14 protein-coding genes are annotated in these 10,952 nt (G+C 64.1%); 7 read left to right on the top strand and 7 right to left on the bottom strand.

Annotated elements, in window-relative coordinates:
- The first annotated feature begins 5 nt into the window (after nucleotides 1–5).
- From FHW78_RS09805 to FHW78_RS09795, 4 genes are all read left to right on the top strand, one after another.
- Nucleotides 6–425 carry a hypothetical protein gene (locus tag FHW78_RS09805; protein WP_183639698.1) on the top strand — a complete coding sequence of 140 codons (420 nt, stop codon included), beginning with the start codon at nucleotides 6–8 and terminating at the stop codon, nucleotides 423–425.
- Nucleotides 426–538: 113 nt separating this feature from the next.
- Complete coding sequence (locus FHW78_RS19955; RefSeq protein WP_255443179.1) at nucleotides 539–820, top strand: hypothetical protein; 282 nt, start codon at nucleotides 539–541, stop codon at nucleotides 818–820.
- Complete coding sequence (locus FHW78_RS09800) at nucleotides 781–1,314, top strand: RHS repeat-associated core domain-containing protein (protein ID WP_343205567.1); 534 nt, start codon at nucleotides 781–783, stop codon at nucleotides 1,312–1,314. The genes FHW78_RS19955 and FHW78_RS09800 overlap by 40 nt, the downstream gene beginning before the upstream one ends.
- 12 nt (nucleotides 1,315–1,326) lie before the next feature.
- Nucleotides 1,327–1,728 (top strand): hypothetical protein, encoded by a 402-nt coding sequence (locus FHW78_RS09795; protein ID WP_183639696.1) that lies wholly within the window; start codon nucleotides 1,327–1,329, stop codon nucleotides 1,726–1,728.
- 106 nt (nucleotides 1,729–1,834) lie between these two features.
- On the opposite strand, the gene FHW78_RS09790 is transcribed toward FHW78_RS09795, so the two are convergent.
- Entirely contained in the window at nucleotides 1,835–2,656 is an 822-nt protein-coding gene (locus tag FHW78_RS09790) for an ATP-binding cassette domain-containing protein (protein WP_183639694.1), read from the bottom strand.
- Nucleotides 2,657–2,723: 67 nt separating this feature from the next.
- Between FHW78_RS09790 and FHW78_RS09785 the strand changes: the two genes are divergently transcribed.
- From FHW78_RS09785 to FHW78_RS09775, 3 genes are all read left to right on the top strand, one after another.
- Nucleotides 2,724–3,272, top strand: coding sequence for a TlpA disulfide reductase family protein (locus tag FHW78_RS09785; RefSeq protein WP_183639692.1), 549 nt, complete (start codon nucleotides 2,724–2,726; stop codon nucleotides 3,270–3,272).
- 101 nt (nucleotides 3,273–3,373) lie between these two features.
- Nucleotides 3,374–4,573: a fatty acid desaturase gene (locus FHW78_RS09780; protein ID WP_183639690.1), complete on the top strand. Its 1,200-nt coding sequence runs from the start codon at nucleotides 3,374–3,376 to the stop codon at nucleotides 4,571–4,573.
- Between the two features lie 458 nt (nucleotides 4,574–5,031).
- On the top strand, nucleotides 5,032–5,364 hold the full coding sequence (locus FHW78_RS09775) for an EF-hand domain-containing protein (RefSeq protein ID WP_183639688.1): 333 nt from the start codon (nucleotides 5,032–5,034) through the stop codon (nucleotides 5,362–5,364).
- A gap of 31 nt (nucleotides 5,365–5,395) precedes the next feature.
- Here FHW78_RS09775 and FHW78_RS09770 read toward each other — a convergent pair whose 3' ends face one another.
- The 6 genes from FHW78_RS09770 to FHW78_RS09745 form a co-directional block, all read right to left on the bottom strand.
- Nucleotides 5,396–5,932: a protoglobin domain-containing protein gene (locus tag FHW78_RS09770; RefSeq protein ID WP_183639687.1), complete on the bottom strand. Its 537-nt coding sequence runs from the start codon at nucleotides 5,930–5,932 to the stop codon at nucleotides 5,396–5,398.
- Between the two features lie 12 nt (nucleotides 5,933–5,944).
- On the bottom strand, nucleotides 5,945–6,313 hold the full coding sequence (locus tag FHW78_RS09765; RefSeq protein WP_183639685.1) for a roadblock/LC7 domain-containing protein: 369 nt from the start codon (nucleotides 6,311–6,313) through the stop codon (nucleotides 5,945–5,947).
- A gap of 44 nt (nucleotides 6,314–6,357) precedes the next feature.
- Nucleotides 6,358–6,861 (bottom strand): ATP/GTP-binding protein, encoded by a 504-nt coding sequence (locus FHW78_RS09760; RefSeq protein ID WP_183639683.1) that lies wholly within the window; start codon nucleotides 6,859–6,861, stop codon nucleotides 6,358–6,360.
- Nucleotides 6,858–7,472: a DUF4388 domain-containing protein gene (locus FHW78_RS09755; protein ID WP_183639680.1), complete on the bottom strand. Its 615-nt coding sequence runs from the start codon at nucleotides 7,470–7,472 to the stop codon at nucleotides 6,858–6,860. Before FHW78_RS09755 ends, FHW78_RS09760 begins: the two co-directional genes overlap by 4 nt.
- 216 nt (nucleotides 7,473–7,688) lie before the next feature.
- Entirely contained in the window at nucleotides 7,689–9,350 is a 1,662-nt protein-coding gene (locus FHW78_RS09750; protein WP_183639679.1) for an MFS transporter, read from the bottom strand.
- 10 nt (nucleotides 9,351–9,360) lie between these two features.
- A complete protein-coding gene (locus FHW78_RS09745) occupies nucleotides 9,361–10,743 on the bottom strand; it encodes a DcaP family trimeric outer membrane transporter (protein ID WP_183639678.1) in 1,383 nt (460 codons plus the stop codon).
- Nucleotides 10,744–10,952: the final 209 nt, after the last annotated feature.

The raw sequence follows: 10,952 nt of genomic DNA, 5'->3' as shown, positions 1-10,952 counted from the left end.
TGATTATGTTTGTCATATATAGAGCTCTGACAGTTGTTTTATTGTCAATTTTATTGGTCTGGTTCTTCTTTCCTTGGGGGTTTGCTTATGTGGGTGAAGCGAAATACGCTCTTGCGTGGCTTGGCGTCAATTCTGTTGTCGACAGGGAAGTAATTGTCGCTTATAGCAATGTGGTGGTAGTAGCTTATGTTGTTTTATATGTTGGTCTTTTCTTCTATATAAATGTTGCGCGCTATGGATTTGTACTCTTGGTCATGTTGGTTGGGCTTGCTTCTCCTCTTTTAGGATTGTCCGTGCAATCGGGGTACGAAGCGATGTTTGGGTATTTTCAAACAATAGGAGATGGCATGGTGCTTGCAATGTCTTTTTTTACGGGTGTTGCGAACCGCTTCAAAGAAGGACGGAACAAGAAAATGGATAATTGAGGTCTTGAGCAATCGAGGTCCAGCGCGACGACCTGGGCCGACGCATCAGCAAGACCGAAGGCGGGCAGACCCTCACCTATCTCTACGACGGTGTGGACATCGTGCAGGAGCGGATGGGCAACACGATCAATCCCATTCTGACCGGCCCGGGCATCGACCAGCGGTTCGCCCGCAATGAAGGCAGCGAACGGACCTACTTCCTCACGGATGCGCTGAGCAGCACGCGCGCGTTGACCAACGCGGCCGGTGAAGTGGTGCAGCGTTATGACTACACGCCGTATGGACAGACCCGTCAACTCAACGCCGGCACGACCAACCCGTATCAGTACACAGGGCGGAGCGGGATGGGTCAGGTATCTACTACTACCGGGCAAGGTACTACTCACCCAGCATAAGTAGATTTATTGCCGAGGATCCGGTCGGCTTATCTGGGGGAGATAACGTCTATTCCTACGTGGAAGGCAATCCGATTATTTATGTTGATCCGCTAGGACTATGGAAAGTGACGCTATCGCTATTCAAAGGTATTGGGGGAGCCATATTTTTTGGGAATGACGAAGCATCTGGCGGATTTGTTGGTATTCGAGCAGGCAAGGGATTTGGTGGTGGAATTTTGTACGAGCCACTAGGAACTGCTCCAGGGGCAGATCCGTGCAGTAATGGAGGGCTAGGGATTGGCGGTTTTGCAGAAGCTGGACTTAACGCGGGGCCGATTCAGGCAGCCTTGGGTGGGAACTTGGGTGTGAAGTTTACGCCTTCCGATGGTTCGATAATCAAACCATATGGAGGGTTAGAGCCACAGGGCGGAGTAGGCAACAGCTGGGGCATTAAAGGAAGTGCATCGGTGGGTGTGGAGATTACTTTGCACGGCGGCCGCCCACGTCGGTAACGGAGAAAAGTCATGAAACTTAGGAAGCCATATGCGATAGCGAGATCAACGGCCGTAGCATTGTTGATAGCTACCTTCATCTATCTCGGGGCCTACCTGTTGGTCGTTAATGGTGATGCCTATCAGTGCGCCAAGTCGTTTGTCCGATCGTCGGAGGTTATTTCAAGGCAAACGGGAGGAATCGAAAAGGTATGGCTCGCTCCGTTCCCGCTAAAAATAGCCGTATCCGGATCCAGCGGAAATGCGGAGTTCAGCATGATTGCTGTTTCGGACCAGGGAGAGCGGCACAAAGTGCTGATAGACCTGAAGAAGACGTTGGGACAGTGGCGGGTCACCGGCGTCACGCTGGATGCGCTCCCGCTTCCAGTTGGAGTTGATGAGGCCGACAGGCTTGAAATGGAGCCGAAGGCGTAAGGAAAGCGCCTTAGCTTTGAACGGCGATGGTTCGTCCAGTGGGTACCGGCTTGAAAGGTATTGATGGGCTGCCATCAGGTCACGCCGAACTCAACGGCGGTCCGACCTAATCCAGCCCCAGCACAAACCGCCCACCCTCACGCCGCACCTGCAACGGTCCGCCGTAGGCGGCGGACAGGTTTTCCGAGGTGAGGATGTCGTCGGGCGCGCCGTCGGCCATCACGTCGCCGGCGCGCAGCAGGATCACGCGCTGGAATTCGGGGACGATTTCTTCCAGGTGATGGGTGACCAGCACCAGGGTGATGCCCTGGCGTGCGAGATCGCGCAGTAGTTCCAGGAAGTGGCGCTGGGCGATCAGGTCCAGGCCGGCGGTGGGTTCGTCCAGCAGCAGCGCCTCGGGCTGGTGCACGAGGGCGCGGGCGATGAGCACGCGGCGCATTTCGCCGGTGGACAGTTCGGCGACTTCGCGATCGGCCAGCGCGGTGGCCTCGACCGCCGCCAGCGCGCGGCGGGCCTGCGCGCGCATCTGCGCATCCACCTCGCAGTGCGGCGGAATGACGAAACTGGAGAAGAAGCCGGTGACGACCGCGTCCTCCACCCGCAGCTGCGGCATCTCCTGCAGGTTGCGGGTGAGGTCGCTGGTGACCACGCCCAGCCGGGTGCGCAGTTCGGCCACGTTCCAGCGGCGCAGGCCGAACACCTTGACCGGCGCGTCGCCTTCACGGGCGAGCGGATACAGCTCGCGGTTGATCAGCTTGATGAAGGTCGACTTGCCGCAGCCGTTGGGGCCGAGGATGACGGTGTGCTGGCCCAACGGGATGCTCAGGGTCAGCTCGCGCAGCACGCGGACGGAGCCGCGGATGACGGTGGCGCGATCGAGTTCGAACAGGGGCGCCGGCGCGGGCGCGGCATCGGGGGCGAGGGACATCGGCGGGGCTGTCTGGGGGGAGTGGAAGCGGGATAGACTCGGCGCCAGTCCAGGGAGGGAACCGACCATGCGCCGCATCCGCCTCGCCATCCTGCTGCTCTGTCTTTCGGTGGCATTCCCCGCGTTCGCGCAGTCGCCCGCCATCGGCGATCCGGCACCGACCGTGCTCGGCAAGGGACGTGACGGAAAGATAGTCGATCTGGCCGAACACCGGGGCAAGGTGGTGATCGTGACCTTCTGGGCGTCCTGGTGCGGTTACTGCCTGAAGGAACTGCCGGTGCTGGACGCCCTGCAGAAGAAGGTCGACCCCCAGTGGCTGCAGGTCATCGCGGTGAACGTCGAGGACCCGCCCGCCACCTACCGGCAGATGATGCGGCAGATGCGCGATTACAGCCTGCTGCAGTCCCGCGACCCCAACGGTGACATCGCGCGCACCTACAGTGTGAAGGCCTACCCGAATCTGTGGGTGATCGACACCCAGGGTCGTATCGCCAGCCATCACGTCGGCTACGGCGAGGACTCGCTCGAGTCGATTGTGGGCGAGATCAAGCGGGTGCTGACCGAAGAAATGCACCGCCAGGAAGCGGCCGCGGCAGCGGCGAAATCCGCCAGCTGAACACCATTCGGCGGCGTCGGGTGAAATCGTCACGTGCAGGCCGCATGATGCGCTGACGGCACCGGACCCCACCGGCGCCGGTGCCTTCCGGAGCGCTTTCCATGTCCGACTCGTTGCTGCAGTTCCTGATCGGAGGCCTGACCGGCCTGGTCTGGTGGGAGCTGTTGATCGTGCTGCTGGTCTTCACCCAGCTGACCATCTTCTCGGTGACGCTATACCTGCATCGCAGCCAAGCGCACCGGGGCGTGGATTTCCATCCGGTGCTGAACCACTTCTTCCGGTTCTGGACCTGGCTGACCACCTCGATGATCACCAAGGAGTGGGTCGCCATCCATCGCAAGCATCACGCCAAGGTGGAGACCGAAGAGGATCCGCACAGTCCGCAGACCAAGGGCATCGGCAACGTGTTCTGGCGCGGCGTGGAGCTGTACCGCGAAGCGCGCGGGCAGCGCGCCGACATCGAGCAGTACGGCAAGGGCGCGCCGGACGATTGGATCGAGCGCCATGTGTACACCCCGCACGCCAACCTGGGACCGACCTTGTTGCTGCTGATCAACGCCACCCTGTTCGGCCTGCCCGGCGTCGCGCTGTGGGCGATCCAGATGGCGTGGATTCCGTTCTGGGCGGCGGGCGTGATCAATGGCCTGGGCCACTGGTGGGGCTATCGCAATTTCGAATCCTCCGACACCTCGACCAACCTGACGCCATGGGGCGTGTGGGTGGGCGGCGAGGAGCTGCATAACAACCATCACGCCTTCCCCAGTTCGGCACGCTTCTCGATGCGCCGCTGGGAAGTGGATATCGGCTGGATCGTGATCAAGGGCATGGAGAAGGTCCGGCTGGCGAAAGTGTTGCGGGTGGCACCCACCCTGGACATTCGCCCGAACATCGCGGTGCCTGACGCAGACACGCTGAAGGCGCTGCTGTCGCACCGTTTCCAGGCCATGACCGACTACCAGCGCAACGTGCTCAAACCGGCGCTGAAGGAAGAGGCCGCGCAGGCGGGCGCCAAGCTGCGCGCGCTACTGCCGCGCAAGCTGCGTCGTGGCCTGGTCGACGACGGCCGCTGGCTCAAGCCGGACGCGCGCGAACAACTGCGCAACTGGGTCTCGCAGCGGCCGCGCATCAGCGCGCTGGTCGAACACCGCGCGCGCCTGTCGGCGCTGCTCGAAGCCCGCAGCCATGATGCAGCGGAGCGGTTGAAGGCGTTGCAGGCGTGGTGCCATGAGGCCGAGGCCAGCGGTATCCGGGCGTTGCAGGAGTACTCCGCGCGGTTGAAGGGGTATGCGCTGGCGCATTGAGGTTTGCAGCGAAGAGCCAATCCCCCTCAATCCCCCTTTTTCAAAGGGGGAGGAAAAGCGGGTTTCCGAGCGCTGGAGTCTCTTGTTAGCCCCCTTTTCAAAAGGGGGCGGGCGCCGTAAGGCGACGGGGGATTAGCTTTTGGCGCCAAAAGCAAATCCCCCTCAATCCCCCTTTTCCAAAGGGGGAGGCAAAGCGGTTTCCGAGCGCTGGAGTCTCTTGGTAGCCCCCTTTGAAAAAGGGGGCGGGCGCCGTAAGGCGACGGGGGATTTGCTTTTGGCGCCAAGAGCAAATCCCCCTCAGTCCCCCTTTTGCAAAGGGGGAGGAAAAGCGGGTTTCCGAGCGCTGGAGTCTCTTGGTAGCCCCCTTTTCAAAAGGGGGCGGGCGCCGGAGGCGACGGGGGATTTGCGCGGGGTGCGTGGACGAGCGCACACGCCAAATCCAGTCCTACAATGCGGGGATGACGCGTCTATTGCTCGCATTGCTGATATCGGCCCTGCCGCTGCTCGCGGTGGGGCAGGTCAACGGCACCAAGGACTATCTGCAGCGCATGGATACCGATGGCGACGGTCGGGTCAGCCAGGCCGAGTTCCTGGACTGGATGAGCTACGCCTTCGATGCGCGTGACCGCAATCGCGATGGCGTGCTGTCCGGCGACGAGCTGCCGGGCGGCAAGGGGACCGCCATCACCCGCGCAACCCATCGCGAGCGATTGGCGGCCACCTTCCGCAAACAGGATCGCAGCGGCGACGGTTATCTGGATGCGCGGGAGCTCGCTGCTCCCCCGCAATAGGCCGCGGCCCGATCGATGAAACGCGGCGGCGTCAGCCGCCGGACAACAGCCGGCGAGCCAGGCGTTCGCTGCCGGTCAGCTCGGCCAGATGGTGCAGCTGGTTGTTCTCGTAGGCCTGGTTGAAGGTCGCCACGTCGATGGCCAGGACCTTGCGGAACGCCTGGATCGCCGCCTCGCCCTTGGCCGATGCGATGCGTTCGCCGTGGCGGGCGATCAGGTCCATCATCGCCAGCGGATAGCGGACCGGCAGTCCGATGCGCACGTGCACGTTGCCGATGCCCAGCCGCTTGAGTGCGTAGGCGTCGTCGTACTCACCGCAGAACACCTCCACGAACCAGTTGGCCAGGGTGGTGGCCAGGCGTTCCTTGTCGCCGATGAATTCCCGGGTCGGCTCGTGCGACAGCAGGCGCTCGTAGAACTCGGCGACCAGGGTCGGGGCCGCTTCGCGGGCCATCGGCTCCAGCGCCTTCAGCAACGCGCATTCCTCCGCCGACAGGGTGAGCAATTCGCGCAGCTCGCGGACGATGGCTTCGTCCTTGACCGTCCAGCTCTTGCGTTCGTGGTTCATGGCGTCTGCTCCTTACAGGATGGCGGTCAACTGGGTGATCACGTCGGCCACTTCCAGTTCGATTAGGCCGACATTGGTGTCCGACGGCGCCACCAGCGCCAGGCAGGCCTTGCTGCCGACCATGTAGATGAAGATGCGGCCCTCCGCGGCCACCAGCTTGATGCCGCGCAGCGTTCCGGTGGACAGGGTTTCGGTGATGCGCCGGCCCACGCCCAGGGCGGTGGCGGCCATCGCCGCGACCCGCGCCGAATCGACGCCGGGATCGGTAATCGACTGGCAGACGGGCATGCCGTCGAAGGTGCAAAGGAAGCTGCCCTTCATGCCCGGAATGGCGCGTGTCAGGGCGTCCAGCGTGGCTTGCATCTGTTCTTGCTTGCTCATGATGTGTCCTCGTGAAAACAGGGAAGAAGGCCGCGTGCAGGCGATCAGACGCGCTGCAGCAGCTGGTGGATGGCATGGCGGGCGTGCGCGGCGTCGCGGGGATTGAGCGCAAGCACCTGCTGTTCGGGAACACCGAAGTAGGCGGCGACCTCGGCGGCGGTCCAGCCGTCGGCGGCCAGATCGGTCCGGGTCAGCCCGATGATGAATTCCACCGGCTGGCGGCTGATCACGAACTCCAGGATCCGCCGCGCCTGCGGGAATTCGCTGGGCGCGTCGCAGGGCACCAGCACGATCAGGCCCAGCGCGCCTTCGCTGAGGACGTCCCACATGTAGTCGAAGCGCGACTGCCCGGGCGTGCCGAACAGGTGCAGCACGTAGTCGCCCAGTGCGATCTGGCCGAAGTCCAGTGCGACCGTCGTGTGCGTCTTGCCGATCCGCTCGGTGCTGACTTCCTCCGTGCTGACCACTTCGGTCTGGGACACGGAACGGATGAAGGTGGTCTTGCCGGCGCCGACGGGGCCGGAGATAACGATCTTGAGTGGGGTCATCGGGTGAAGAAGCTGGCGATGCGCTGGCCCAGGGACTGGCGCTGCTTGCGTTGTTCCGGATCGAGCCGATCCACGTATGCCTGCATCGGCCAGACTTTCTTGACCTGACGCAGGCGTTGCAGGTTGCGGCGCGTGCCTTCGAGCGGGAATCCCAGTTGCCGCGAGATCCGTTCGGCGCTGGCGCCCTCGGTGAGCAACGGCACGGCCGCGCCGAGGAACTCGGCCAGATCCGGCGGCAGTTCCACCTGGCGACCCTTGATCACCAGGAACATCGTCTTGGGATGCGGCAGGTCGCGTTCGTCCAGTGGCACCGCGCCGCGGCCTTCCAGCAGTTCGTCCATCCGCAGGAACGAACGCTTCGCCTCCACCGTGGCCAGCGGCTCGAAACGGAACTCGCCGTTCCCCTGCGCGAACATGCGCAGCAGCACTTGTCCTTCGCTGCGCGAGTCGATGGGGCGTTCCACGGTCATCCGGGTGATGCTGGTGCCGGCGATGTCCAGGCGGAGCACCTGGCCATCCCGTTGATCCACGGTGAGCACGCCGTGCTTGCCGACAACCACGGTCAGGATGTCGCGCAGCGAGAAGTCGCTCAGGTTTCCGTGGATGGCCATGGGATGCCTCGATCGCGGGAAAGGCCGGGTCGCCTGACCGATGGCCGGGCGAACGAAGGTTCTGGGGAGAGTCCGGGCAGGATAGGAAGGCGCCACCGCTTGCGAAATCGGAGGATTCCTAAAAGCGCATGCCGCCGCGCGCACAAAAAAACGCCGGCCACGAGGGCCGGCGTCGGGTTGGCCGGAATGCGTCCGGCCGGCGCGGAGGGAGCGCGCTTACTGGGTGATGTCCACGTCCTTGGTTTCGCGCAGGAACAGGATGCCGACAATCAGGGTCAGCACCGCCACGCCGATCGGATACCACAGGCCGTAGTACATGTTGCCGGTGCCGGCGACCAGGGCGAACGAGATGGCCGGCAGGAAGCCGCCGAACCAGCCGTTGCCGATGTGGTACGGCAGCGACATCGAGGTGTAGCGGATGCGGGTGGGGAACAGCTCCACCAGGTAGGCCGCGATCGGGCCGTAGACCATGGTCACGTAGATCACCAGCACCCACAGCAGGAACAGCGTCATCGGGATGTTGATGCGTGCCGGGTCCGCCTTCTCCGGATAGCCGGCCGAGGTCAGCGCGGTCTTCAGGCGGGCGCCCAGGTCGGTGCCCTTGGCCTTGGCGTCATCCTTGGACAGCCCGGCCGCTTCGTACGACTCGACTTGATTGCCGCCGACCTCGACGCGGGCCAGCGAGCCGGGAGCGGCCGCCTGCACGGTGTACGGCACGCCCGCCTTGGTCAGCGCCGCGGTGGCGACGTCGCAGGAACTGGTGAACTTGCGCACGCCGGCCGGATCGAACTGGAAGCTGCAGGTGGCCGGGTCCGCCACCACCACCGCCGGCGAGCTCGCGCGGGCTTCCTCGATGCCCGGGTTGGCGAAGTGGGTCAGGCCCTTGAAGATCGGGAAGTAGGTGATCGCCGCCAGCAGGCAGCCGGCCAGGATGATCTTCTTGCGGCCGATGCGGTCGGACAGCCAGCCGAAGAAGATGAAGAACGGCGTGGCCAGGGCCAGTGCGCCGGCGATCAGCAGGTTGGCGGTGGTGCCGTCGACCTTGAGCGCCTGGGTCAGGAAGAACAGCGAGTAGAACTGGCCGCCGTACCACACCACCGCCTGGCCGGCGGTCGCGCCCAACAGCACCAGCAGCATAAGCTTGAGGTTGCCGCCCTTCAGGCTGTCGCGGAACGGGGTCTTGGAGCCCTTGCCCTCGGACTTCATCTGCTGGAACAGCGGCGATTCGCTCAACTGCATGCGGATCCACACCGACACGCCCAGCAGCACGATCGAGACCAGGAACGGAATGCGCCAGCCCCAGGCTTCGAACGCCTCGGTGCCCAGCGACAGGCGGCAGCTGAGGATCACCAGCAGCGACAGGAACAGGCCCAGCGTGGCGGTGGTCTGGATGAAGCTGGTGTACAGGCCGCGCTTGCCGTTGGGGGCGTGCTCGGCCACGTAGGTCGCCGCGCCGCCGTACTCGCCGCCCAGTGCCAGGCCCTGCAACAGGCGCAGGCCGATCAGGATGATCGGGGCGGCCACGCCGATGCTGGCGTAGGTGGGCAGGATGCCGACGATGAAGGTGGACAGGCCCATGATCACGATGGTGACCAGGAACGTGTACTTGCGCCCGATGCGGTCGCCCAGGCTGCCGAAGAACGCCGCGCCGAACGGACGCACCGCGAAGCCGGCGGCGAAGGCCAGCAACGCGAAGATGAAGCCGGTGGTCTCGTTGACGCCGCTGAAGAACTGCTTGGCGATGATCGCCGCCAGTGAACCGTACAGATAGAAGTCGTACCACTCGAAGACGGTACCCAGGCTGGATGCGAAGATGACCTTCTTGTGGCCTTGGCTGAGTTCGCCGGACGGCGAATGCTTGAGCGTGGTTGCGTTCATTCCTCTCCCCTCAGAACGAGTATTTGACGTGGGTGTGCAGGCGCTTCAGGTCGCCCTCGCGGTCATCCTCGAGTGAACGCTGGCCGAAGATGAGTTCCGCGCCGATGTCCAGTTTCGGAAACGGCGAGTAGATGACGTTGGCGTGCATCGACTGGGTGCGCTCGGTGACGCCCCAGCCGGTGAGCGACACGTCGTTGTCGAAATGCGAGGCCGAGTACATCAGGTTGGTGCGGACCTTCGGGCTGAACACGTGGCGCCAGGCCACGAAGCCGCCGTAGCCGTCCAGCGCGCTGATGTCGCCATCGGCCTCGGTGACCACGTCGCTGCCGACGCCGAAGGCCAGGTAGCGGCCGATGCCCTGGCCGGCGTTGACGGCGTAGCGGATGTCGTCGTTCTTGCCCAGGTTGAACTTGCCCGAGACGCTGAGCGCGGCGCCGGTGTCGGTCTCGTCGGCCACCTTGAACTGGCGCAGCAGCGCGGCCACGGTGAAGTGGCCCCAGTCGCCCTTGGTCAGCCAGCGCGCGGTGAAGTCGGGCGCGGCATTGTCTCCGCTGTTGAAGCGCGCGCCGGTCAGGTAGGGCGTGACGGTGGTCTGCGGGTTCTCGATCGAGAACGACCACGGGCCCTTGGTGTAGCGCAACTGCGCCTGGCGCACGAAGATGGTGCCGTCGGTCGGGCCGACGAAATCGACCGCGTCCGGCAGCGCGCCGGCGTCCATGAAGTTGGACCAGGTCTGGCCGGCCAGCCAGTTGTTCCAGGTCACGTAGGCGTGGCGCAGGGTGACGGCATAGGTGTTGGTGGCGGTTTCGTTGCCGGCCAGCGCGTTGCTGCCGCCGCCGAAGAAGTCGGCCTCGATGAAACCCTTGAACTTGTCGCCGTTGTCGGTGACGTGGTCGGCGCTGAGCCAGAAGCGCGAGAACTGGGCATGGAAGTCGGCGTAGGGATCGCCGCCATCGGCGTTCGCGCCCGCCACCGGGATCGTGCTGGGCACGTAGAACAGGCGGCCGGAGGAACCGTCGGCGATGCGGCCGTCGCTGGTGTCGGTCACCATCGCGTCCATCTTGATGAAGCCGCCGTAGGAGAACGTGGTGCCCGGATTGGCGGCGGTCATGATGGTGGTGCCCTGGATCGGCTGCTTGCCGGCCGGCAGCGCCGGCTTGGCCGCCTGCGCGGCCTGGACCTGGGTCACCTGCTCCTGGGTGCTGCTGATCTGGGTCTGCTGTTGCTGCTGCGCCGACAGCAGCAGTTGCACCTGCCGCTCCAGTTCGGCCACGCGGGCCTCCAACGCCTTTTCCTTCGCCGTCTGGGCGAACGCCAGGCCCGGCGCGATGCAGGCGACGAACAGCGCGGCGGCCAGCGGCCGCCTGGCCATCGTTGCGAAACGTGTGGTCATAACCCCTCCCGGTTTGGACGCATGCCGTGCTCGGCACGTGCCGGGCAGACTTGCGCCGTTGCCTCCGCCGCGCCTATTCGCCATTGGTCGAATGACACGCGCCGGCCGCCAAAACCCCTTCAAAACGGCTTCCACGCGCGGGTGGGCATGCGGGTGCGCGGCTGGAATTACGACCAAGGTCTAACAGGGTTGCTGCGATGCCGCATGGC

This window comes from Pseudoxanthomonas sp. OG2 (assembly GCF_014192765.1).
Classification (GTDB): Bacteria; Pseudomonadota; Gammaproteobacteria; order Xanthomonadales; family Xanthomonadaceae; genus Pseudoxanthomonas_A; species Pseudoxanthomonas_A beigongshangi.
Note: the sequence above shows the minus strand (reverse complement) of the source record. Positions and strands in the feature narration are given on the sequence as shown.

Excerpts from the sequence above, each read along its gene's own strand:
- FHW78_RS09805 (WP_183639698.1), top strand. The coding sequence starts at position 6 with ATGTTTGTCATATATAGAGCTCTGACAGTTGTTTTATTGTCAATTTTA.
- FHW78_RS19955 (WP_255443179.1), top strand. The coding sequence starts at position 539 with ATGGGCAACACGATCAATCCCATTCTGACCGGCCCGGGCATCGACCAG.
- FHW78_RS09795 (WP_183639696.1), top strand. The coding sequence starts at position 1,327 with ATGAAACTTAGGAAGCCATATGCGATAGCGAGATCAACGGCCGTAGCA.
- FHW78_RS09790 (WP_183639694.1), bottom strand. The coding sequence starts at position 2,656 with ATGTCCCTCGCCCCCGATGCCGCGCCCGCGCCGGCGCCCCTGTTCGAA.
- FHW78_RS09785 (WP_183639692.1), top strand. The coding sequence starts at position 2,724 with ATGCGCCGCATCCGCCTCGCCATCCTGCTGCTCTGTCTTTCGGTGGCA.
- FHW78_RS09780 (WP_183639690.1), top strand. The coding sequence starts at position 3,374 with ATGTCCGACTCGTTGCTGCAGTTCCTGATCGGAGGCCTGACCGGCCTG.
- FHW78_RS09775 (WP_183639688.1), top strand. The coding sequence starts at position 5,032 with ATGACGCGTCTATTGCTCGCATTGCTGATATCGGCCCTGCCGCTGCTC.
- FHW78_RS09770 (WP_183639687.1), bottom strand. The coding sequence starts at position 5,932 with ATGAACCACGAACGCAAGAGCTGGACGGTCAAGGACGAAGCCATCGTC.
- FHW78_RS09765 (WP_183639685.1), bottom strand. The coding sequence starts at position 6,313 with ATGAGCAAGCAAGAACAGATGCAAGCCACGCTGGACGCCCTGACACGC.
- FHW78_RS09760 (WP_183639683.1), bottom strand. The coding sequence starts at position 6,861 with ATGACCCCACTCAAGATCGTTATCTCCGGCCCCGTCGGCGCCGGCAAG.
- FHW78_RS09755 (WP_183639680.1), bottom strand. The coding sequence starts at position 7,472 with ATGGCCATCCACGGAAACCTGAGCGACTTCTCGCTGCGCGACATCCTG.
- FHW78_RS09750 (WP_183639679.1), bottom strand. The coding sequence starts at position 9,350 with ATGAACGCAACCACGCTCAAGCATTCGCCGTCCGGCGAACTCAGCCAA.
- FHW78_RS09745 (WP_183639678.1), bottom strand. The coding sequence starts at position 10,743 with ATGACCACACGTTTCGCAACGATGGCCAGGCGGCCGCTGGCCGCCGCG.